The sequence below is a fragment of the Synechococcus sp. CCY 9618 genome (assembly GCF_019038415.1).
Classification (GTDB): Bacteria; Cyanobacteriota; Cyanobacteriia; order PCC-6307; family Cyanobiaceae; genus Cyanobium.
This window is the reverse complement of sequence record NZ_JAFKRG010000009.1, coordinates 156,071-179,183: the sequence shown is the minus strand read 5'-3', so window position 1 is coordinate 179,183 and position 23,113 is coordinate 156,071. Positions and strand designations below refer to the sequence as shown.

Sequence of the window (23,113 nt, the reverse complement as noted above, 5' to 3'; positions counted from 1 at the left end):
ACAACGGCAACGGGTGAGGCCCCCGGCGGCACTGCAGTATCCATGCGCGCGGCAGGGTCTGGAATGTTCACTGAGTACAAACCAAGCCAAGGGTATGACGAGTACTTCAGCGCCACCGACCAGCCCCGGGCAGCTCTGAAGCCCCTGCTCTCCTCCCTGGGCCAGATGGGGCTCGATCAGCTGAACCGGAACCACGTGGCCGCCGGCATGCTGCTCAAGAGGCTCGGCGCCACCTTCCGGCTCAACGATTCCGACAGCAAGGGGGTGGAGCGGATTCTCCCCTTCGATCCCCTGCCGCGACTGATCGGGGCGCGGGAGTGGGAGCGGCTGGAGCGGGGCCTGGTCCAGCGTCTCGAGGCGATCGACCAATTCCTGGCCGACGTGTACGGCGATCAGAAGATCCTGGCCGACGGCGTGGTGCCCAGGTCCGACGTGGAGAGTTCCCAGGGGTGGCGGCCCCAGATGCAGGGCTTCCGGCCACCCCTGGGCCGGTGGTGTCACATCTCCGGTCTCGATCTCGTGCGCGACGGTGCCGGCACCTGGCGGGTGCTGGAGGACAACCTCCGCTGTCCTTCAGGGGTGGCGTACTTCCTCGAGAACCGGCGGGTGATGAAACGCATGTTCCCGAGCCTGTTCGCCGGCCGCACGGTCCAGCCCATCGACGACTACCCCTCCCACCTGCTCCAGACCCTGCGGGAACTCGCCCCCTGGACCGATGCGCCCAAGGTGGTGCTGCTCACCCCCGGGGTCTTCAACAGCGCCTATTTCGAGCACAGCTACCTGGCCCAGCAGATGGGGATCCAGCTGGTCGAGGGCCGCGACCTGGTCTGTGAAGGCGATCGGGTCTGGATGCGCAGCACCGCCGGCCTGGAGGCGGTGGACGTGATCTACCGGAGGATCGACGACGACTTCCTCGACCCGGCCGTGTTCCGCAGCGACTCGCTGCTCGGGGTGCGGGGCCTGATGGCGGCCTACGCGGCAGGCCGGGTGGCCATCGCCAACGCCCCGGGCACCGGCGTGGCCGACGACAAACTCATCTACGCCTACGTGGGCGACATGATCCGCTACTACCTGGGCGAGGAGCCGATCATCGAGAACGTGCCCACCTACCTGTGCTCCCGCCCCGACGAGCAGGTCTACGTGCTGGAGCACCTGGCGGAGCTGGTGGTGAAGTCGGTGGCCGAGGCGGGGGGGTACGGCATGCTCATCGGCCCCCATGCCGCCCAGGCGGAGATTGACGAGTTCGCCATCAAGATCCAGGCCGATCCTCGCAACTTCATCGCCCAGCCCACCCTGGAGCTCTCCACCGTGCCCTCCCTCAGCGAAGGGGAGCTCTACCCCTGCCATGTGGACCTGAGGCCCTACGTGCTGCGGGGCAAGGGGGCCTGGGTGAGCCCCGGCGGTCTCACCCGTGTGGCCCTGCGGCGTGGTTCGCTGGTGGTCAACTCCTCCCAGGGCGGAGGCTGCAAGGACACCTGGATCGTGGATGAAGCCCCATGCTGAGCCGCGTCGCCGACTCCCTCTACTGGATCAACCGCAACGTGGAGCGGGCCGAGAACATCTCCCGCTTCGTGGAGGTGAGCGAGGCGATGGCCCTGGACTGCCCCCCGGGCAGCGCCGAGCCCTGGCTGCCTCTGATCGAGGCCAGCGGGGATCGCCAGCTGTTCGACAGGCTCTGCCCGGTGGTCACCCCCGAGGCCGTGATCCATTTCCTGGTGCGGGAGGCGGAGAATCCGAGCAGCGTGCTGAATTGCATCGGCAGCGCCCGGGAGAACGCTCGCCAGATCCGGGAGGTCATCACCACCGAGATGTGGGAGCAGATCAACGACATCTACTGGAACCTGCAGGAGGAGAGTTTCTGGCAACAGCCTCCCCAGGAGCAGCTGCGGGAGATCCGCCGCGCCTGCCAGCTCTTCTACGGCATCACCGATGCCACCCTCAGCCGGGACCTCTCCTGGCAGTTCAGCCGCCTGGGGAGGCTGCTGGAGAGGGCCGACAAGACCACCCGCATCCTGGATGTGAAGTACTTCCTGCTGCTTCCCTCTCCCGAGGAGGTGGGAGGGGTCCTCGATGAGCTGCAGTGGATTTCTCTGTTGCGCTCCGCCGGCGCCTACCAGATGTTCCGCCAATCCAATCAGCAGGCCATCGAACCGAAGGCAGTGGCTGCCTTCCTGCTGCTCGATCCGATCTTTCCCCGCTCGGTCCGTTACTGCCTCGAGAGGATCAACGAAACCCTGCGTATCATCCGCGGCAGCTCCGTTCCCAGGCCCGCCGATGATCTGGAATGCCTGATCGGCCTCACTCTCGCCCACTGGAGTTTCACCAGAATCGACGAGCTCGTCTCCACTGGGCTGCACGAAGCCATCGACAACTTCCAGTCCAATCTGAATCGCCTTCATGAGCTGATCGAAGCCCGCTACTTCATCGCCCCGACGAGCGCCACCTCCAGTCACGAGCCGGCATGCGAGCCCGCATAACTCACACCTTCGACTATCGCTACAGCGCGCCGGTGTTTCTGGGCCCCCACCGTTTCTGCCTGAAGCCCCGGGGCCACGGTTTCCAGCGCCTGCTCCATTTCCAGCTCGCCATCACTCCGGAGCCGTCCCGGCTCTATCCCCTCGTGGCCGCCAGCGGTGACGAAATCCTGCGGGCCCGTTTCGATGGTGGCACCGACCTCTTCCATGTGCAGGCAATCAGCGAGGTGGAGACCCAGATGCCCCCGGCCCTGGCCACCTGCCTGGAGGACCAGGAGCCGCAGCTGCCCTACCCGGTGGGCCATCTGAACGGCGACCTGATGGGCTCCCTCGAGGGCTGGCTGCCCAATGGTCAGCACGACCCGGCCGCGGTGGACCTCGCCCAGGAGGCGCTGATGGGCAGCGACCAGCGCGGCCTGATGTTCCTGGAGCAGCTGGTGGAGATCATCAAGGACCGGGTGAAGTACACCCAGCGGCACGTGGGGCCGGCCTGGCCGGCGGGCCGCACCCTGAAGGAGCGGGTGGGCTCCTGCCGCGACCTGGCCATGCTGATGATCGAGGCCTGCCGGTGCGTCGGCCTGCCGGCCCGGTTCGTGAGCGGGTACCACCTGGTGGAGCCCCGGCCGAAGCAATACGACCTGCATGCCTGGGCGGAGGTCTACCTGCCGGGGGCCGGCTGGCGGGGATTCGACCCCAGCGGCATGGGCGCCGTCGACGACCGGTACATCACCCTGGCCACCTCCTCCAAGCCCATGCTCACGGCCGCGGTGAACGGCAGCTTCTCGGGACCCTCGGTGGTCGAGAGCGAACTGGCCTGGAACATCCAGGCGGAACTGCTCGATCCCACCACCATCGCCCCCGCCAGCCCCGCCGCCTCGCTCGAGGCCCTGCAGAGCTGACCCTGACGGCCCGCGTGCCGAAACGAAGCCTCCCTTAAGCTGCTGCCGCTTGTAGCCGATGGTGCAGCGGCAGGGTCACTCCCCAGGCCAGGACTGGTTCCACTCCGCCCACTTCGGCACCTGCCCATGGCCAGCTCCACCCCCATCTCCAGCCCCACCAAGGGGCAGGCCCTCATGGAGGCGATGCGCCGCCATCTGTTCTCCAGCCAGGCCAAGTCCGCCTCCCTCGCCACCACCCACGACCACTACGTCTGCCTGTCCCTGGCGGTGCGCGACATCCTGCTCACCAGCTGGGTCGACACGGCCGACACGTACACCAGCCAGCACGTCCGCACGGCCACCTACCTCTCGGCGGAATACCTGCTCGGGCCCCATCTGGAGAACAACCTGGTGAGCCTGGGCCTGCGGGACGAGGCCGAGGCCGCCTGCAGCGCCCTGGGGCTCAGCCTGGAGGAGATGCTGGCCGAGGAGCCCGAACCGGGCCTGGGCAACGGCGGCCTGGGCCGCCTGGCCGCCTGCTTCCAGGAATCCATGGCCACCCTGGAGCTGCCCGCCATCGGCTACGGCATCCGCTACGAGTTCGGCATCTTCCGCCAGCAGATCGGCCCCCACGGCCAGATGGAGAGCACCGACCCGTGGCTGGCCCGGGGCAATCCCTGGGAAGTGATCCGGCCGGAATGGAGCTATCCGGTGCTGATCGGCGGCCAGACGGTGATCGGCGTGGCCTACGACACCCCGATCCTGGGCTACGGCGTTCACACCGCCAACACCCTGCGGCTGTGGTCAGCCCAGGCGCCCGATGCCTTCGACTTCGCCTCCTTCAACGCCGGCGACTACACCCGGGCCGTGCTGCACAAGGTGCAGTCGGAAACCCTCTCGAAGGTGCTCTATCCCAACGACGAGATGGTGCAGGGCAAGCGCCTGCGGCTCAGTCAGCAGATCTTCTTCGTCTCCTGCTCCCTGCAGGACATGTTCCGCATCCTCGAGGGCCAGGGGATCCCGGTCACGGAGTTCCACCGCAAGTTCGCGGTGCAGCTCAACGACACCCATCCGGCGATCGCTGTGGCCGAACTGATGCGGCTGCTGATCGACGACCACGGGGTGGACTGGGACACCGCCTGGAACATCACCACCGCCACGATCAGCTACACCAACCACACCCTGCTGCCCGAAGCCCTGGAGGCCTGGGGCCTGGAGCTGTTCCAGCAGCTGCTGCCCCGCCAGCTGCAGATCATCTACGAGATCAATGCCCGCTTCCTGCGCACCCTGCGCATCCGCTTTCCGGGCCAGCCCGAACTGCTGGAGCGCCTGTCACTGATCCAGGAAGGACCGCACCGCAAGGTGCGCATGGCCCACCTGGCCGTGGTGGGCAGCCACACGGTCAACGGCGTGGCCGAACTGCACAGCAAGCTGCTGAAGGAGAACCTGTTCGCCGAATTCGCCCAGGTGTGGCCGGATCGCTTCACCAACATCACCAACGGCGTCACGCCCAGGCGCTGGCTGGCGGTGGCCAACCCCCCCCTGGCGGCCCTGCTCAACGACACCATCGGCCCCGACTGGTGCAAGGACCTGGACCAGCTGAAACGGCTCGAGCCCCTGGCCACCGACGGGGCCTTCCTGGAACGCTGGCAGGGTGTGCGCGAGCAGGCCAAGGAGCGGCTGGCGGCCACGATCCGGCACGACACCGGTGTGCTGGTGGATCCCGCCTCCCTGTTCGATGTGCAGGTGAAGCGGATCCACGAATACAAACGCCAGCACATGGCGGCCCTGCAGGTGGTGGAGCGCTACCTGCGGCTGCGCGCCGGTGAGGATCTGCCCCCCCGCACCGTGATCTTCGGCGGCAAGGCGGCACCGGGCTATGCCATGGCCAAGCTGATCATCCGCCTGATCGTGGGCATGGCGGAGATCATCAACATCGATCCGGCCATGGACGGTCGCCTGCGGGTGATCTTCCTTCCCAACTTCAGCGTCAAGCTGGGCCAGAAGATCTATCCCGCCGTGGATCTCTCCGAGCAGATCTCCACCGCCGGCATGGAGGCCTCCGGCACGGGCAACATGAAGATGTCCCTGAACGGGGCCCTCACCATCGGCACTCTCGACGGGGCCAACATCGAGATCCGGGAGCGGGTCGGCGACGATAATTTCTTCCTCTTCGGCCACACCGCCGAGCAGCTGGACAACATCAACCGCAACGGCTACCACCCGATGCCCTGGCTGGAGAACGACCCCCTGGCCAAGGAGGCCATCGACCTGATCGGCTCAGGCCATTTCAGCGAAGGCGACCGCGACCTGTTCCATCCCCTGCTGGCCAACCTCTGCAGCAGCGATCCCTTCCGGGTGATGGCCGACCTGGGCGACTACCGTCGTGCCCAGAACGATGTCGACGGCGCCTGGCGCGATGCCGGACGCTGGAGCATGATGTCCGTGCTGAACACCGCCCGCTGCGGCTTCTTCAGCAGCGACCGTTCCATCCTTGAGTATGCCGAGCGCATCTGGAAGGTGGTTCCGGTTCCCGTCAACTCCTGCAGCGTGATTCCCAAATAGTCCCCATGAGCCTCCCGCAACACGCATGAGCTGGCCCTCATGAGCTGGATGGAGAAGGTGGCCGAGGCAGCCGAATCCCGCCTCACCGCCGCCGGCATCCAGCTCACCCTCGGCGGTGAGCCCACCCTGGTGCCCCTCCAGCCGGAAGGGCCCGAATGGAGCGTCACCGCTGACGGTCCCACCAAGCTCCCCGTTGCCCGGGCCCTGGCCAGGGATCTGCAGGAGCGGGTCTGGCCCGGCAGCACCCTCCTGTACTGCCCGGGCAAGCGCTACGACGGGGAAGTCAATCCCCGCTGGGCTCTGCGCCTGTTCCTGGGCATCGACGGCGCCCCCGCAGTGCACTGGCCCGGCCCCTGCCAGCCTGGAACCGAGGGCAGGCCGCTGAGAACGACCGAAGCCCTGGCCTGGCTGGGGCGGCTGAGCGGCCTGCTGGGCGTCGCCCTGCAGCCGGTGCCCCTGCGGGACCCCCTGGATCCCGAACGCCGCGCCTGGGCCGCTCCCCTGAGTGTCGCCCCGCGGGATGAGACCGAGGAGGAGTCGGCGATCGACTGGCTGGCGGCCCCCTGGCCCCTGGAGCCTGGGCTGCGGGAACTCAGCGGCGCTCCCGGGCCCGCCGGCCTGCGCCTGCCGCTGGAGCACCTGCCGGAGGACTTGCCCCGCCAGGTGCTCACCCTGGAGGTCGATCCCCAGGGCTGGGAGCTGTTCCTGCCTCCCCTTGAGCGGGAACCCCTGCGGGTGCTGCTGCAGGCGGTGGCCGACAGCCTGGGCAGGCTGGCCGCGCCGCGGCTCAGTGGTGTGCTGCCCCATGACGCGGGCGAGCGCTGGCAGGTGCTGGGTCTGACCGCCGACCCGGGTGTGCTGGAGATCAACCTGCCCGTCTGCCATGGCTGGGGTGACTACCACCAGTGGCTGCAACGGCTGGAGGAGGCCGGCGCGCGGGTGGGACTGCGCAGCTGGAAGGCACTGGCCGACGGCCGCCAGGAGGGCACCGGCGGCGGCAACCATCTGCTCTGGGGCGGCCCTGACCTGGCCCGCCATCCCTTCTTCTCCAGGCCGGGCTGGCTGATGGGGATCCTGCGCTACTGGCAGCACCACCCGTGCCTGGCCTATCTGTTCTGCGGCCCCGGAGTGGGGCCCGCTTCCCAGTCACCACGGCCCGACGAGGCGATCGGCGACTGCTTCGACCTGGAGCTCGCCTACCGCGCTATCGAACAGGCTGAAGGGAGGCCTTCGGACGAGCCCTCCGGCGACCATCGGGGCCTGATCGGCGAGACCCTGCGCCATCTGCATGCCGACCGCAGCGGCAACAACCACCGCAGTGAGATCAGCTTCGACAAGTTCTGGAACCCCGGGGCCCCGGCCGGCTGCCTGGGGCTGGTGGAGTTCCGGGCCCTGGAGAGCCTGCCCCACATGGCCTGGAGCAGCGCCATCGCCCTGCTCTGGAGTGCCCTGGCGGCCCACCTGCTCGAGCCTGGCCACCGGCCGTCCCAGCTGCACGACTGGGGCTCGGCCCTCCACGACCGCCAGTTGCTGCCCAGCCAGCTGTGGGCCGATCTGGAGGGAATCCTGGCGGCCCTGGCCGCCGATGGCCTGATCCTGGATCCAGCGCCCTACCGCGCCATCTGGGAATGGCGCTTCCCTCCCCTGCTGCGCTGGCAGGCGCAGGACAGCGGCGAGACCGGCGAGGAAGCGGCGGCCCTTGTGCTGCGCCCGGCCCCCGAACCCTGGCCCCTGATCTGCGACACCCCCGTGCAGGGTGGTTTCACCAGCCGGTTCATCGATGGCTCCCTGCGCCGGTTCGAGGTGGAGGCCAACCCGTCCTTCCGCCGGGACTGCCGGCTGCTGATCAACGGTCGGCCCCTGCCGCTGCCCCCCGCCGACGGGGTGGAGTCACCGGTCCAAGCGGTGCGCTTCCGTTACCAGCGGCTCTACCCCTGTCTGCATCCGGCGATCGCCCCCCAGATGCCGCTGGAGCTCGTGCTTCAGACCCCCGACGGGGACTTCGGCTTCCGCCTGCATGAGGACGGACACAGCTTCGAAGCCTCTCCGGCTCAGGAGTCCGGGCCATCCCATGGGGCGGTGCCCTGGCAGGGGCGCCGCCGGTCCGGGGATCGCACCATCGACCTGCGGATCGGTTGAGGCCCACCGACGCTGAGAGCGCAGACCTGACGACCGGGAAGCATCAGGCAAGGAGGGAGATGGCCTGCATGGGCCTTTCACATCCCCTCACTTTTCGGCCTACAGACACATACGATCCCAGGCAAATCCTCAGCCAGAGGGAGATATCGGTGAAGGACTGAGTCGAGGCGGGAACATCCGTTCTTCCTTATGGTCATCACTCGAAGGGGCAACTAAACTCAACGGTCAATGGACGCATCAGTGCAACCCTTCTGGTTCAGCACCCCATCGGAACTGGGGCTGATTCCTTGCGTCGACAGCATTGGCGATGCCCTGCGTTTTGCCGCTGATCTCGGCAGCGATGATCTGGTCGTCATTGATCTGAGCAAGGGTCATTTCATCGATTGCAACCGTTCGGCCCACGAGCGTCTCGGCTATGGGCGGGAGGACTTTCTCACGCTGAATCCCGCCGCGATTCAGGCGGACGAGGAGCTGGCCCACGACCTGATGCAGGACCAGCTCCGGGTGATGCATCAGCAGCCGCGGGGCAGCTTCGCCACCCGTCACCGGGCCCGGTCCGGACTCTGCAGGGACGTGTCCGTGAGCTACCAGGTGCTGGAACTGAAGGGCCGGCTGGTGGCGCTGGTGAGTCACCGCGACCGCACCGAACTGGACAGTGCCCTGCGGGAAAGCGATCGGCTGGGCTCGTTGCTCAACGAAGCCGAACGGCTCACCCATGTCGGCAGCTGGGAGCTGAACCACCGCACGGGAGAACTGCTCTGGTCGAACGAGGCCTTCAACATCTTCGACACGGCCCGGGAGGTGACCGCCCCCTCCTATGAGGCGTTTCTCGAGAAGGTGCATCCGGAGGATCGCTCCCTGGTGGATGCCACCTTCCGGGAGTCGTTCCGCAGCGGCAGGCCTTACCGGATCCAACATCGGCTGCTGCTCGGCGAAGGGCGTCTCAAGGTGGTGCTCGAACGGGGGCGCACCAGCCTGGGCGACGACGGTGAACCCCTCTGCACCGTGGGCACCGTTCAGGACATCAGCGAACAGCACGAGATCCAGCAGCGGCTGGAGAGGATCGCCTTCGTTGATCCCCTCACCAAGCTGCCCAACAAGGCTGCCGCCGTTCGCCAGCTGGGACGCCTGCTGCGCACCGCCGGCAAGACGAACGGCATCGCCCTGATCAACCTCGACCTCGACCATTTCCAGTCGATCAACAACAGCCTGGGCCATGACATCGGCAACCGGGTGCTGCGGGCCAGCGGCTCCCGGCTGCGGCACCTGATGCAACCGGACGACTGGCTGGCCCGGCTGGGCAGCGACGAATTCCTGCTGCTGCGGCCCATGGCCAGGGCCGACCGGCGGGAGGCCCTGGAGTGGGCGGAGGACATCCGCCGCACCCTGGGCAACACCCCCGGGATGGGCACCGGCCTGGCGGTCCAACCCAGCGCCTCCCTCGGAGTGGCCCTGGCACCGGACCACGGCTCCGACCCTGACACGCTGCTGCGCTGCGCCAACACGGCCCTGATGGAGGCCAAGCAGAACGGCAAGAACCAGCTGCGCTTTTACACCCCGGAGATCAGCCTGCAGCTGCGGGAGCGGCTCGAGCTCGAGCTGCGCCTGGCCCGGGCGATCGACCGGGAGCAGTTGCAGTTGCATTACCAACCCCAGGTCGATCGGGGGGGGCGCCGGATTGCCGGTGCTGAGGCCCTGCTCCGCTGGCGGGATCAGAACGGCCGGATGGTGTCCCCGAACGTGTTCATTCCCCTGGCGGAGCAGACGGGCCAGATCCACACCCTCGGGCTGTGGGTGATCCAGGAGGCGTGCCGTCAGCTTCGCGACTGGCGGTGCCAGGGACTGCGGCCAGGCAAGCTGGCGATCAACATCTCCGCCCTGCAGCTGGGAGCGGAGAATCCCTCACTCAGTGAGCTGCTGTCCAGGTCCCTGAACACCCATGGCCTGGATCCCCAGAGTCTCGAGCTGGAGATCACGGAAACGGCCCTGCTCAACGATCCCGATCGGGCCGGCGAACAGCTCAGGGAACTCGCTGACAGGGGCTTCAGCCTGGCGATCGACGATTTCGGCACGGGCTATTCCTCCCTGGCACTGCTCCACTCCCTGCCGCTCGACAAGCTGAAGATCGACCGGTTCTTCGTTGACCGCCTCGGCAACGACCACGCCGACCTGGCCATCGTCAAGGCCACCATCGTGATGGCCAAGGAGCTGGGCCTGATGACCCTGGCCGAAGGGGTGGAAACCCGCGACCAGCTGATGAAGCTCCAGGAGCTCGGCTGCGATCAGTTTCAGGGACATCTGCTGGGGCGGCCGATGTCGGCCTCCTCGTTTGCCACCCTGCTGCGGGAGAGCGCGGTTTGAAAGGGATGGGGACCTACCAGCTCACGCCGTGGAGCTTGGGCAGGGGAGCGGTCTTGGAGGTGACGGCGAAGAGCCGGGGGATGCTGTGGCTGTTGTACACACGGAATTCACGCACCACGCTGGCCCCTTCCTCTCGCACCGCCTGGTTGAGCACCAGGGAGCCATCGGGATCGGAGACGGACCGGTGGAAGGTGCCGGGTGGAATGCGGAGGATGTCGCCGCCGCAGTCGAGGCGAACGATGTGGTACGGGTAATTCCAGCCCAGGTTGACCAGAAAGAAGGTGCGGCCACCGTGCATGGCCAACAGGTTGTCTTCCTGGTGGGGGTGGAGATAGAACTGCCAGCTGCCGGTCTCCGGGCAGTCGGGGGGGCTCACCGCCGGGCCGGAATGGACCACCAGATCCCTGGCGTTCGAGCCGGGCACCGTGATGTCGAAGAACCGCACCGAGGGGGTGTCACGGAACTTCTGGTATGGGATCAGCTCGAACATGGGCGCCGGGCGGGGACCATGTCCATGGGGGGGTGCCGGGTGCAGGCTCTCCTGCAGCTCTTCTCTCGGCGGAACGGTGGCGGTCATGGAAGCGGCTTCAAGAGAAGCCTCTGCGTTCAGCCCAGTGAACCTAAACCTGCACTGATCCCACCGTGAGATCGGATACGAAACCCTCCCGGCCGTAGGCCAGTTCGGTCGGTGGAGAGGGGCCTTCCTCAGCAACCTGCAACAGCCGATGGGAAGGCGAATCCCAGGGTTGCTTGAATGGTTGGTGAACATCATCCAGACATGCACCATGCCCATCCCGGTGACCTGGCTGCGGCTGGTGCTGGCTGGACTTGTTCTGCCTTCCGGCCTGGCTGCCGCCCCCTTCGCCGCCCTTGCCCAGAACCGGCAGCCTGTGGGCCGGCCCACCGTGTCGGTGCCCGCCTTCAAAAACACCGTGACCCAGCCCACATGGTGGTGGCAGGGACCGGTGGCGGATGATCTGGCCGCCGCCCTGGCCAACGAACTGCAGGGCACCGGAACCCTGCAGGTGGTGGAGCGGCGCCAGCTCAATGACGTTCTCTCGGAACAGGAGCTGGCCGAGCTCGGCATCGTCAGGAAAGGCCCCGATGCCGCCCGCAAGGGGCAGATGCGCGGCGCCCGCTACATCGTGCTGGGAACGATCACCTCCTACGACACCAACGTGGAGCAGAAGCAGTCGGGCAACAGCTTCGGCCTGCTGGGGTTCGGCAAGCGGAACGAGGAAGTGGAGACCAAGGATTACGTGGCGATCGACATCCGGGTGGTGGACAGCACCACCGGCGAGGTGGTCGGCTACCGCACGGTGGAGGGACGCGCCACCAGCACCGCCAGCGCCAGCAGCAGCGGGGTGAGTCTGCTGCCGGCGGCCGGCCTGGCCCTCTGGCTGGCACCCAACATGGGGCGTACCGGCCAGGCCCTCACCGGCGCCGCCGGCACCCTCAACTTCGGCGGCAACCAGGCCCAGGTCCAGCGCACTCCGGCCGCCAAGGCGATCCGGGCCGCTCTGGTGGATGCCTCCGACTACGTCAGCTGTGTGCTGGTGCCCCAGGGCGACTGCCTGGCCCGCTACGAACAGCAGGACCGGGAACGCCGCCAGCGCACCCGTGGGGTGCTGCAGCTGGACTGAGCCTCCGGCCCCTGGCCGGATCATTCAGCCGAAGGACCGGGAACGGCCCAGAGCAAGCACTCCCCACAAGGCCGTCCTTGGGCACCGCTGCGGTCTTGGGGCATCGCGGCTGGGGCAGTGGCGGAAGAGGGCGCCGTGGTTCACGCCCATGCGCCAGGCCACGGCGGCCGTGCCGATCTGGTCAGGGGCCCTGTCTGCGGCAAGGAAGGCTGCCTAGGGTGACGGGGCCTGAGGGGGTCGGCGCCATGGCCCGCCACGACCACAGTTTCGGCTTCGAGGCCGACTTCGTCGGCGACCTGCGCTGCATCCCCATGGCCGTGCGGCGCAAGCTGGATCTGGTGGGGGTGAAGCTGAAGCTGAGCCACTGGAGCCAGCTGGGCGAGGCCGAACGCCAGCGGCTGCTGGCCTGGCCCGATGACGATGGCGCCCTGGAGGCCCTGGACCAGTGGCTGAAGCAGCGCACGGCCGCGATGGCCGAGGGCGCCGCGGGCCGGCTGGAGCCCGCCAGTCACGCGTCCTGGCAGCAGGCCGAAGCGGCGCCTGAGGTGCTGCTCGCCTCCTGCCGCCAGCTGGGGCTGGTCCTGCCCCCCCACGCCTGGGGGCGCCTCGACGAGCTGCAGCGCTTCGCCCTGGTGAAGCTCAGCCATCCGGGCCATGAGCACCGCAACCTGCCGCGGGCCCTGGCCGAATTCGGCCTGGCAGACCCCGAGGGGGCCGGGTCGCCGGTATGAACGGCCTGCGGGCCTGCCTGCTCAGCGGTGGCGCCAGCCGCCGCATGGGCCGCGACAAGGCCCTGCTGCCCCATCCCGCCGGGGGCACCTGGCTGGAATTCAGCCTCGGCCGGCTGGCGGCCTTGCCGGTGCCGATCACCCTGCTGAGCCACCATCGGGCCCATCGGGATCTGGCGGCCCGCCACCGCGACGGGCTGGGAGACCCGATCGAGCTGCTGGAGGAGCCGGCTCCGCGGCAGGGGCCGCTGCTGGCCCTGCAGCGGCTGATGGACCATCACCCGGACCAGAGGCTGCTGCTCTGTCCGGTGGACATGCCCTGGCTGGAGACCGCCGCCCTTGAGGCCCTGGTCGCCGCGGCCGACAGGGCCGCTGCCACCGCCCCCGACATCATCCACCTGGCCCATGACGGCCAGCGCCTGCAGCCGTTGTTGGGGATCTATCCGGCCCGGGCCGGCCTCCGCCGGGGGCTGGCCGCCTTCACCGCCGCCGGCGGCCGGCGGCTGCAGGACTGGCTCCAGGAGGTGGAGGCGGTGGACGTGCTTCTGCCGGCCGGGGGGCTGCGCAACGCCAACCGGCCCGACGACGCCACCGGCCTGTGGCCCTAGCTTGCCTGCCATGGCGGAGCGTCCCCTGGATCTGCACGGCCGGCCCCTGGGGGTGCTGCGCCTGTCGCTCACGGCCCGCTGCAACCTGGCCTGCCCCTACTGCTGTCCCGACACGGAGGAGCCGCCCGGGCTGCTGACGCTGGCGGAACGCCTGGCCCTGGTGGAGGCGTCCGTGGGCCTGGGGGCGCACACCCTGCGGCTCACCGGCGGCGAGCCCCTGCTGCACCGGCCCCTGGAGGAGCTGATCGCCGCCCTGCAGCCCCTGCGGCAGCGGCAGGCAGATGATCCCCGCGGTGCCCTGCGGGAGATCGCCCTCACCAGCAACGGCGTGCTGCTGGGCGCCGAACGGGCCCGCCAGCTGAAGGCGGCGGGGCTCGACCGGATCACCCTCAGCCTGGATGGCACCGATGGCCCCACGGTGGCCCGCATGGGGGGCCTGGGGGGAGCGGCCGCCGGCGGCGCCGTGCTGGAGAAGGTGCTGGCGGCCATCGGCCACGCCCGTGACGCGGGCTTCGATCCGGCCCGGGGCGAGCTGAAGCTGAATGCGGTGATCACCCGCAGCGGCAACGCCGACCAGCTGCTGCCCCTGGCGGAGCTGGCCCGGGAGCGGGGGCTGGAGCTGCGCCTGATCGAATTCATGGATGTGGGCAACCGCAACGGCTGGAACCCGGAGCAGGTGCTGCCGGCGGCGGAGATGGTGGCCCGCATCGGCGCCGCCTGGCCCCTGGAGCCGGTGGGGCGGGCGCCCCACGGCACCGCCAGCCGCTGGCGCTATCGCGATCGGCCCGATGTCCACCTGGCGGTGGTGGCCTCGATCACGGCCCCCTTCTGCGGCGACTGCAACCGGCTGCGGGTCACCGCCGACGGGGTGGCCTACCGCTGCCTGTTCGCCGGCAGCGGCACCGACCTGCGCCCCTGGCTGCGGCCCCGGCCTGACCCAGCCCGGCTGCGGCAGGCCCTGGAGGGGCTGTGGCGCACCCGACGCGACCGCTGGAGCGAGGAGCGCCACGAGGCCCAGGGTGCCGAGGCGAGGCCGTCGCCGGCGGAGATGGCCTACCTGGGGGGCTGAACGGAGCGGGTACCCCGGTCCTGGATCAGCTGGGCCACCAGGCCGGTCCAGCCCGTCTGGTGGCTGGCGCCCAGGCCGGTGCCGTCGTCGCCGTGGAAGTACTCGTGGAAGAGATGCAGGGGCCGGCCTTCGGCATCGGTGAGGAAGGCGGCGGAGGGGCCGTAGGCCGGGGGCGGGCCGCCGTCGTCGGCGGGCAGGAACAGGCCGATCAAGCGGTCGGTGAGCAGGTCGGCGGCCTGCTGCAGGCTGAGCCAGCGGCCGGAGCCGGTGGGGCATTCCACCTGGAAGTCGTCGCCGGCGTAGCGGTGGAACTGGTGCAGGGCCTCGATCAGCAGGTGGTTGACCGGAAACCACACCGGGCCGCGCCAGTTGGAATTGCCGCCGAACAGGCCGGAGCGCGACTCCGCCGGCTCGTAGCCGACCCGGTGCTCCTGGCCTTCGAAACTGAAGACGTAGGGGTGATCGGCGTGGTGGCGGGAGAGGGAGCGGATGCCGTGGCCGGAGAGGAATTCGGCCGGATCGAAGAGGCGCTCCAGGATGCGCCGGAAGCGGTCCTCCGCCACGAAGCGGTTGGGGCTGAGGTAGGTGAGGGCGAGCAGGCGGCGGGCCTTCCGGCCCCGGGTCTCCATGCAGGCCACGTTGACCTTGAGATCGGGCCGGTGCTGGATGAACCACTCCAGCCGCTGCTTGAAGGCCGGCAGCCGATCGAGCACATCGGGCTCGAGGATGGCGATGGCGAACAGGGGAATCAGCCCCACCATCGAGCGGATCTTCAGGGGCAGGCGCTGGCCATCGGGAAGGTGGAGCACGTCGTAGAAGAAGCCATCGGCCTCGTCCCAGAGCCGGTTACCACCGCTGCCGTGGGCATTCATGGCGGCGGCGATGTAGAGGAAATGCTCGAAGAACTTGGTCGCCATGTCCTCGTAGACAGGGTTCTCGAGGGCCAGCTCCAGGGAGATGGTGAGCATGTTGAGGCAGAACATGCCCATCCAGCTGGTGCCGTCGGCCTGCTCGATGAAGCCGCCGGTGGGCAGGGGAGCACTGCGATCGAACACACCGATGTTGTCGAGCCCGAGAAAACCACCCTGGAAAATGTTGTTGCCCTCCGCGTCCTTGCGGTTCACCCACCAGGTGAAGTTGAGCAGCAGCTTCTGGAACACCCGCTCCAGGAATGCCCGGTCGCCCTTGCCGGTGCTGCGCTTCTCCATGCTGTACACCTGCCAGGTGGCCCAGGCGTGCACCGGCGGGTTGACGTCGTCGAAGGCCCATTCGTAGGCGGGCAGCTGGCCGTTGGGGTGCATGTACCACTCCCGGGTCAGCAGGTCGAGCTGGTGCTTGGCGAAGCCGGGATCCACCAGGGCGAGGGGAACACAGTGGAAGGCCAGATCCCAGGCGGCGAACCAGGGGTACTCCCACCCATCGGGCATCGACAGCACGTCGTCGGCATGGAAGTGCTGCCACTGGTGGTTGCGGCCGTGGCGATGCTCCGGCGGCGGCGGGGTGACCGGATCCCCCGCGAGCCAGTCGCGGATCACGTAGAGGTAGGTCTGCTTGGTCCACAGCAGCCCCGCGAAGGCCTGGCGCTGCAGCTCGCGCAGCCGGGACGGCAGGCCGGCCGGGATCAGGTCGGCGTAGAAGGCGTCGGCCTCCCGCTGCCGGGCCAGGACGACCGCATCGAACCCCGCGCCGAGGGGATCGTCCGTGAGCCGCTGATCCACCAGCCTCAGCCTGAGCACCCGGGTCTCCCCCGCCGCCAGGGACAGCTCGTAAAGCAGCGAGGCCTTGGTGCCGATCCCCTCCGGATGCACCGCGCTCCGGTCGCCCGCCACCACCCGGTCGTTGATGCCGTCCTTGACGTAGGGGCCGGGGTTGTCGACGCCGAAGAGACGGCGGGCGTTGGTGTCGTTGTCGGTGACCAGCAGCTCAGGCTGAGCATTGCCCGAGCCGTCGGAGGCGGCGGCGAGCCGCTCGGCGTGAAGCCAGTACGCCCCCATGGCGGGATGGCTGGCGGCCAGCGTGAGCCAGGGCACGGAGCTGGCCGCATCAGGGGCCGGCGGAGCCGGGCGGATCGAGGGCCGCGGGTCGTCGCCGCCCCAGCTCCAGGTGTTGCGGAACCAGAGGGTGGGCAGCAGGTGCAGGGTGTGGGGGTCGGGGCCCCGGTTGGTGACCCGCAGGCGAATCAGGATGTCGTCCGGAGCCTGCTTGGCGTACTCCACCTCCACATCGCAGAAGCGGTCATCGGTGAAGATGCCGGTGTCGAGCAGCTCGTATTCGGGGTCATCGCGGCCACGGCGGCCGTTCTCTTCGATCAGGTCCTCGTAGGGAAAGCGCCCGTGGGGGTAGCGGTACAGCGCCTTCATCCAGCTGTGGCTGGGGGTGCTGTCGCGGTGGATGTAGATCTCCTTGACGTCCTCGCCGTGGTTGCCCTGGGGGCCGGCCAGGCCGAACAGCCGCTCCTTGAGGAAGGGGTCGCGGCCGTTCCAGAGGGCGAGCGCGAAGCAGAGCCGCTGGTGGTTGTCGCAGAGGCCCAGCAGGCCGTCCTCCCCCCAGCGGTAGGCACGGGAGCGGGCCTGCTCGAAGGGGAAATAGTTCCAGGCGTCGCCGTCGGCGCTGTAGTCCTCCCGCACCGTGCCCCACTGGCGATCGCTCAGGTAGGGCCCCCAGCGGCGCCAGCGGGCCTCGCGACGATCGTCGGCGGCGAGCCGCTCCCTTTCGGCCGCCGCCCCTCCAGCCACTGGGGGGAGTTCAGCCGTCATGGCCTGCAGCCAGCGGGCCCCGCACCAGCACCGGCACCCGCTTGAAAGCGGGGGTGCCGCAGCGGGGGTCGATCACGGCCTTCATGATTGCGTTCACCTCCGGATAGAACATCAGCGCCGCACCCTCGCGGATCTCGCCGGGGATGATCTCCACCTGCTCCAGGGCGCCGGCTTCCCCCTGCACCGTCACCCGCTGGTGGGCCACCAGCCCGGCGCGGCGCAGGTCGGTCCGGTTCATCAGGATCGTCTGGCGGTGGGGCATGCCCCGGTAGGCATCGCCGGGCTTGTAGACGACGGTGTTGTGCTGGCCGTAGCTGCGGGCCGTGATCAGGGCCAGCACCAGACCTGCCTCCCCCGCCGGCAGGCCACCGAAGTGCTCCGGCTCCGGCAGGGAGAGCGCGGGCAGGGGAGTGACGGCGATCCGGGCCTTGCCGGTGGATGTGGGGAAACGGGGGGCGTCGAACAGGCGCCCCTCGACGCTGAACTCTTCCCGGGTGGCGTCGATGGTGGCGATCGGGCCGTAGCCGGGCACGGTGCGGCCGATCAGTTCCCGCACGTAGGCCGGATCCTGCAGCCGGCCCCAGTCGATGGGGTCGCTGCCCATCAGCCGCCGGGCCAGCTCGGCCAGGAAGGCCACCTCGCTGATCAGATCGGCACCGCGCAGGTGGGTGCTGCCCGGCTCGTTGAGGCGCACGTAGTTGTTGCCGGATTCGGTGGTGGTGCGGTGGGGCGTCTCGAAGCGGTTGAACACCGGCAGCACCAGGGTCTGGCGGGCGGCCAGGCCGTGGAAGTGACCCTGATTGGGCTTGGTGGCCAGATACAGGATCGTGTCGATGCGGCCCAGGGCCCGCCTGGCCTCGGCGGCATCGGGGTTGGCGCCCCAGAGGTTGCCGCCCAGGCACAGCAGGCTCTCCACCCGGCCGTCTGCGGCAGCCTCGATCAGGGCGCGGGTGTCGTAACCCGGCACCCGGCTGAGGGGGCGGCCCAGCAGCTGCTCGAGGGCCTGCTGCATCTCCGCGCGCAGCTTGACGGTGACCCCCATCGAGCCGAAGCCCTGCACGTTGGAGTGGCCCCGGATCGGCATGGTGCCGGCGCCAGGGCGGCCCACGTTGCCGCTGAGCAGGGCGGTGTTGGCGATGGCCTGCACGTTGTCGGTGCCGTTGGCGTGGTGGGTGATGCCCATGGCCCAGGCGAACACCACCGCGCGGGAGCGGGCGATCACGGCGGCGGCGTGCTCCAGCTCCTCGCGGCTCAGGCCGCAGGTGGCGGTGATCGCCTCCCAGCCGGTGGCCTCCAGCTGCTCCAGCAGCGGCTCCCAGCCCTCGGCGTGGGCGGCAAGGAAGTCGCGCCGCACGGCGCCGGCCTCCAGCAGGGCCTTCTGCAGGCCCAGGAACACGGCCGTGTCACTGCCCGGCACGGGCTGCAGGAAGAGGGAGGCGATCTCCGATCCCCGCGGCATCGAGCGCAGCGGGAAGGCGGGGGAGCCGAACCTCAGCAGCCCCACCTCGAGCACCGGGTTGATCACGATCACCGTGCCGCCCCGCTGGCGCAGCTTGATGAGTTCGTTCATCAGGCGCGGATGGTTGGCCGGGGCGTTGGAGCCCACCAGCACCACACAGTCGGCCTGCTGCAGGCTTGCCAGGCTCACCATCGAGGTGCCGGAGCCGAAAACGGCGTTGAGGCCGACGGTGGAGGGGGCGTGGCAGAGGTCGGAACAGTCGGCCAGGTTGTTGGAGCCCATGGCCCGCAGCAGCAGCTGCAGCAGATAGGCGGCCTCGTTGGAGGAGCGGCCGGAGCTGTAGGAAGCCACCCGCTCCGGCGGCGCCCGGAAGGCGGCCTCGGCGATCGCGAACACGTCGTCCCAGCCGATCGGTTCGTAGTGGCTGCCGCCCTCACGCAGCAGCATCGGGTGGCTGAGCCGGCCCAGCCGGTCGGCCTCCAGCGAGGAGAGCTGCTGCAGCTCGGCCAGGCTGCGGCGGCCGAACACCCCTTCGCCCACCGCCGGCTGCAGCTCGGCCATGATCGCCTCGACGCTCTTGAGGCAGCGCTGCAGGGGCTCGCCCAGTTCATCTCTGAAGCCGCCGTGCTGGCCGCCGGTGCCCCAGGCGCAGGAGAGACAGGCGCTGCGGTGGTTGAGGGTCTGCCAGAGCGTTGGGCCCCGGGGCGAGAGGGTGGCCCGGGCCCAGCCCTCGATCAGGGGCCAGCCGCCGCCCACCCCGGGGGTGCCGGGATCGGTGGCGCTGGGGCCGGTGGCGCTGGCGTCGTCGCTCATCGGGCCGGGCAGGAGATGCCCTTCACTCTGGCGGCTCTGCCGGTCGGTGGGGGAGCTGGGGGCCTGGGCTGGCCCCTGGCAAGTGCTGCGGCGGCCCCAAGGCAAAGGGTCCATCACCAGGCCAGGCAATGGGCCAGGCAAAGGCCTGGCAAGGGCCAATCAAAGGGGCGCCAGATAATCCAGGCTTATCACCAAGATATGCGACTCTTTCCTTACGCGGCACCCAACACGATTTGGGTGGAATTAAGGTCTCCGCTGCTTTACCAATACCCACCATGCCTCGCTGTTGAGATCCCTTGAGCCATCGGGGGATCCGGCCCTCAACCTGTTATCCGGAGCCGGCCAGAACAGAGGTGCCGCTGTCATCTGGACCCACGCCCGTCGGCGGGCTGGCCATCACCATCGCCGCCCCATCCCGTGCACGGCAAACCCATGCCGGCCGAAAGATGAGAACTGAAGATCCGGACGTTGTGCCTGACCTCTCTGGCCCTGAGTCCGACACGATCGATGAGCTTCTCTGATATTCTCTTTGCCCTGAATCGATACCACAACCAGAGGATTTGACTTGTCCGATTTCATCACGCTATTTCTCCAGCAGCTCCAGTCTCCAACCCTTGGCTTCCTGATCGGTGGCATCGTTGTTGCCACATTCGGCAGCCAACTGGCCATCCCGGATTCGATCTACAAATTCATCACTTTCTTCCTGCTGATGAAGATTGGGTTGAGCGGTGGCATCGCCATTCGTAATTCCAACCTTTCTGAGATCATTCTCCCGGCCCTGGCTGCCGTGGCGCTTGGCATCCTGATCGTCCTGATCAGCCGATTCACCCTGGCGAGACTGCCGGGAATCAAAGTCGTTGATGCCGTGGCAACCGGTGGTCTGTTCGGTGCCGTGAGCGGCTCCACCCTTGCAGCCGTTCTGCCCCAGCTGGATGCCGCAGGCATCAAGTACGAGGCCTGGACCGCTGCCCTGTACCCCTTCATGGATATCCCGGCTCTGGTGACCGCGATCGTGGTGGCCAGCGTCTACACCAGTCGAATGGCAGGCAAAGCATCGGAACGCGTTGAGATCTGGCCAATTGTGAAGGAAAGCCTGCAGAGCTCTGCCGTCACTGCGCTGCTGCTTGGTGTCGCCCTTGGCATTGCCACCAAACCCGAACCCGTTTATGAGAGCTTTTTCAATCCGTTGTTCCGCGGCTTTCTCGCCATCCTGATGATCATCATGGGGATGGAGGCAGCACAGCGCATGAATGAACTGCGGAAAGTGGCGCAATGGTTTGCCATCTATGCGTTCATCGCCCCCCTGCTGCACGGTTTTCTCGCTTTTGGACTCGGCCTTGTGATTCACAAGATCACTGGCTTCAGCATCGGTGGTGCTGTGGTCCTGGCCGTGATCGCCGCTTCCAGTTCGGATATCTCCGGTCCCCCGACCCTGCGCGCCGGCATTCCATCTGCGAATCCCTCTGCCTACATCGGCGCTTCCACCGCCATCGGAACCCCTGTGGCGATCGCCATCGGCATCCCCCTGTTCATGGGGCTTGCTGAGTCAATCCTTGGTATGTAGCCTTCGTGACAAGGCTGTTCACAACACTCCCCATCTGAGGTCATTCCCATGAGCCAGCAAATCTGCAAACTCGTCATCATCACAGAAGAGATTCTGTTGAAGAAGATCGCCAAGCTGATCAAAGAGGCCGGCGCTTCCGGATACACGGTTCTGGCGGCTGCTGGCGAAGGCAGCCGCAATGTTCGCTCCACCGGCGAACCCAGCGTTTCCCATAACTTCTCCAACATCAAATTCGAAGTGTTGACGTCCAGCCGCGAGCTGGCGGACGCCATTCAGGACAAAGTGGTGGAGAAGTATTTTGACAACTATTCCTGCATCACTTATATCACCATGGTGGAGGCTCTGCGCGCCCACAAATTCTGATCGGATCTGATCCGTGACTTCTTGTTCCCGGCTGTGTGCCTGCACATGGCTGGGATTTTTTGTTTCCGGGTGTCTTGGCTCTCCATGGTGCCGTTTAGGCTGTGAGCCCAACGGCTGTTTGGCGATGCACGACGTTCGCCAGCTGGAAGAACGCCTGCGGGTTGCCATGCTCGCCAGCGACGTCAAGGAACTGGATGTCCTCATCCATGACCGGCTTCTGTTCGTCGGTCCAGATGGCGGCGTCTACAGCAAAGCCGATGATCTTGCGCTCCATCGTTCGGGACAGGAGACGCTCACCAGAATCGACCTCATCGACATCCAGGTCGCGCTGCATGACGCAACGGCCGTTGCCGTGGTGAGGACGGAGATGGCCGGGGTGTTCAAAGGGCAGCCATTCGAAGGCTGCTTTCGCTACATCCGCACCTGGCTCCGCTCAGGTGAGGGGTGGCAAGTCATTGCTGGAAGCGTCTGCACCGCAGGCCCATGAGATTGCCAGGGACAGCAACGGAATTGTGGCCTATCCGTCGCCTGCAGAGCAACGCTTGCGCTCCTGTCCCACCGACAGCGGCCCCTGATGGCCACCCTCAGGCGGCGCCGACGCTCCGTTGCAGGATCAGGGAGAGGCCTGAAAGGGCCCCGGGAACTCAGCCCGAAATCCACAAAGCTTCGCGAACATAGCCTTCGCAGAAGGACAAGTCTGATCTCTGATCTGGTCATGTCTCTTCAAGGTGTCCAGAGGATGGCTTCATCTCCTGGGCAACAACACTTCTCGCGCTGTAAGAAAACGAAACAACTCCAGCTGGAAATGGTGATGGGTGACCGCCAGCCCGTCCGGCAGGCTGTCCAGAGGAGCAGAATCCCACGGATCTTGCTCGAATCTGCAACTTTATGGGCAGCCATCCCGGAGAGTGATCGGAACATGAGGCCCATGAAGTTCGCGACCGCAGTGATCTACACCGATGACGTGGCAGCAACCCTGGCGTTCTACGTCCAGATCACCGGCATCGAGCCCACGCTCCACGACCGCGAACCCGGATTCGCGCTCCTGGGCGCCGACCAGTCGGTGGCGATCGCCTCCCACGCAGCGGGCGCAACGGCGCTCACCCCACCCCGACTGATGCCCTGGGGGCAAACGGTGGCCTACGTGCAGGCTCCGGAGGGCACCATCATCGGCTTGCTGACGCCGGTAGCCGCATGAGCATCACGTTCCGGCAAGCGACTGCTCCGGAAGCGAAGATCGTGGCCGCTCTGGTGATGGCGCTGACCGAAGAGATCGGCACTCGAATGCAGGCCGACCCCTTCGGCCTCGATCTGGATGAAACCATCCAGCGCTGCAAAGAATGGATGGCCAACGACCTGTATTCCGCCATTCTTGGCTGGTCCGACGAGCGTCCCATCGCCGTGGCGACATTCACGGAAACCCATGCTCTCTATGCGGGAGGCAGGGTCGGCATCATCCAGGAATTCTATGTGGTTCCAGAGATTCGCTCGTCCCGCGTCGGAACGGCCTTGCTGGCGGCGGTCCGTGAGCACGGACGCACACGCCATTGGTCATGCATCGAGCTGTGCACGCCGCCCTTGCCGGAATTCGAGCGAACCCTGCAGTTCTACAGAACCAATGGCCTTGATCCTGTGGGCGGCAGAAAGATGCGCCAGAAGCTATGAGGTGTTGTGGCTGACAGCCCAGCGGCAT

18 protein-coding genes are annotated in these 23,113 nt (G+C 67.6%); 15 read left to right on the top strand and 3 right to left on the bottom strand.

Going from position 1 to position 23,113, the window contains the following annotated elements; translation table 11 throughout:
- Nucleotides 1-63 precede the first annotated feature (63 nt).
- From KUG41_RS02330 to KUG41_RS02305, 6 genes are all read left to right on the top strand, one after another.
- Entirely contained in the window at nucleotides 64-1,503 is a 1,440-nt protein-coding gene (locus KUG41_RS02330; RefSeq protein WP_216900655.1) for a circularly permuted type 2 ATP-grasp protein, read from the top strand.
- On the top strand, nucleotides 1,497-2,477 hold the full coding sequence (locus tag KUG41_RS02325) for an alpha-E domain-containing protein (RefSeq protein ID WP_216900653.1): 981 nt from the start codon (nucleotides 1,497-1,499) through the stop codon (nucleotides 2,475-2,477). The genes KUG41_RS02330 and KUG41_RS02325 overlap by 7 nt, the downstream gene beginning before the upstream one ends.
- Nucleotides 2,462-3,373 (top strand): transglutaminase family protein, encoded by a 912-nt coding sequence (locus tag KUG41_RS02320; RefSeq protein ID WP_216900652.1) that lies wholly within the window; start codon nucleotides 2,462-2,464, stop codon nucleotides 3,371-3,373. Before KUG41_RS02325 ends, KUG41_RS02320 begins: the two co-directional genes overlap by 16 nt.
- A 126-nt stretch (nucleotides 3,374-3,499) precedes the next feature.
- Nucleotides 3,500-5,917, top strand: coding sequence for a glycogen/starch/alpha-glucan phosphorylase (locus KUG41_RS02315; RefSeq protein ID WP_216900651.1), 2,418 nt, complete (start codon nucleotides 3,500-3,502; stop codon nucleotides 5,915-5,917).
- 48 nt (nucleotides 5,918-5,965) lie between these two features.
- A complete protein-coding gene (locus KUG41_RS02310; protein ID WP_254216744.1) occupies nucleotides 5,966-8,056 on the top strand; it encodes a transglutaminase family protein in 2,091 nt (696 codons plus the stop codon).
- 240 nt (nucleotides 8,057-8,296) lie between these two features.
- Nucleotides 8,297-10,417, top strand: coding sequence for an EAL domain-containing protein (locus KUG41_RS02305; protein WP_216900649.1), 2,121 nt, complete (start codon nucleotides 8,297-8,299; stop codon nucleotides 10,415-10,417).
- Between the two features lie 13 nt (nucleotides 10,418-10,430).
- On the opposite strand, the gene KUG41_RS02300 is transcribed toward KUG41_RS02305, so the two are convergent.
- Nucleotides 10,431-10,907 (bottom strand): redox protein, encoded by a 477-nt coding sequence (locus KUG41_RS02300; protein WP_216900882.1) that lies wholly within the window; start codon nucleotides 10,905-10,907, stop codon nucleotides 10,431-10,433.
- A gap of 295 nt (nucleotides 10,908-11,202) precedes the next feature.
- Here KUG41_RS02300 and KUG41_RS02295 point away from each other — a divergent pair, with 295 nt between their 5' ends.
- From KUG41_RS02295 to KUG41_RS02280, 4 genes are all read left to right on the top strand, one after another.
- The gene (locus tag KUG41_RS02295; RefSeq protein ID WP_216900648.1) at nucleotides 11,203-12,060 is read left to right on the top strand and encodes a CsgG/HfaB family protein; all 858 of its coding nucleotides are present in this window, start codon (nucleotides 11,203-11,205) and stop codon (nucleotides 12,058-12,060) included.
- 245 nt (nucleotides 12,061-12,305) lie between these two features.
- Nucleotides 12,306-12,791 (top strand): nitrate reductase associated protein, encoded by a 486-nt coding sequence (locus KUG41_RS02290; RefSeq protein WP_216900647.1) that lies wholly within the window; start codon nucleotides 12,306-12,308, stop codon nucleotides 12,789-12,791.
- Complete coding sequence (locus KUG41_RS02285) at nucleotides 12,788-13,396, top strand: molybdenum cofactor guanylyltransferase (protein WP_216900645.1); 609 nt, start codon at nucleotides 12,788-12,790, stop codon at nucleotides 13,394-13,396. The genes KUG41_RS02290 and KUG41_RS02285 overlap by 4 nt, the downstream gene beginning before the upstream one ends.
- 10 nt (nucleotides 13,397-13,406) lie before the next feature.
- A complete protein-coding gene (locus tag KUG41_RS02280; protein ID WP_216900643.1) occupies nucleotides 13,407-14,465 on the top strand; it encodes a GTP 3',8-cyclase MoaA in 1,059 nt (352 codons plus the stop codon).
- On the opposite strand, the gene KUG41_RS02275 is transcribed toward KUG41_RS02280, so the two are convergent.
- Nucleotides 14,450-17,221, bottom strand: coding sequence for a glucosidase (locus KUG41_RS02275; RefSeq protein ID WP_216900641.1), 2,772 nt, complete (start codon nucleotides 17,219-17,221; stop codon nucleotides 14,450-14,452). The genes KUG41_RS02280 and KUG41_RS02275 overlap by 16 nt on opposite strands.
- The gene (locus KUG41_RS02270) at nucleotides 17,211-19,493 is read right to left on the bottom strand and encodes an FdhF/YdeP family oxidoreductase (protein ID WP_216900639.1); all 2,283 of its coding nucleotides are present in this window, start codon (nucleotides 19,491-19,493) and stop codon (nucleotides 17,211-17,213) included. The genes KUG41_RS02275 and KUG41_RS02270 overlap by 11 nt, the downstream gene beginning before the upstream one ends.
- 565 nt (nucleotides 19,494-20,058) lie before the next feature.
- On the opposite strand from KUG41_RS02270, the gene KUG41_RS02265 reads away from it, so the two are divergent.
- The 5 genes from KUG41_RS02265 (at nucleotide 20,059) to KUG41_RS02245 (ending at nucleotide 23,085) form a co-directional block, all read left to right on the top strand.
- The gene (locus KUG41_RS02265; protein WP_216900637.1) at nucleotides 20,059-21,057 is read left to right on the top strand and encodes a sodium-dependent bicarbonate transport family permease; all 999 of its coding nucleotides are present in this window, start codon (nucleotides 20,059-20,061) and stop codon (nucleotides 21,055-21,057) included.
- Nucleotides 21,058-21,105: 48 nt separating this feature from the next.
- A complete protein-coding gene (locus KUG41_RS02260; RefSeq protein ID WP_216900635.1) occupies nucleotides 21,106-21,420 on the top strand; it encodes a P-II family nitrogen regulator in 315 nt (104 codons plus the stop codon).
- Between the two features lie 124 nt (nucleotides 21,421-21,544).
- Entirely contained in the window at nucleotides 21,545-21,907 is a 363-nt protein-coding gene (locus KUG41_RS02255) for a nuclear transport factor 2 family protein (protein WP_216900633.1), read from the top strand.
- A 441-nt stretch (nucleotides 21,908-22,348) separates the two neighbouring features.
- Entirely contained in the window at nucleotides 22,349-22,618 is a 270-nt protein-coding gene (locus tag KUG41_RS02250) for a hypothetical protein (RefSeq protein WP_216900631.1), read from the top strand.
- Complete coding sequence (locus KUG41_RS02245) at nucleotides 22,615-23,085, top strand: GNAT family N-acetyltransferase (protein WP_216900629.1); 471 nt, start codon at nucleotides 22,615-22,617, stop codon at nucleotides 23,083-23,085. The genes KUG41_RS02250 and KUG41_RS02245 overlap by 4 nt, the downstream gene beginning before the upstream one ends.
- Nucleotides 23,086-23,113 lie beyond the last annotated feature (28 nt).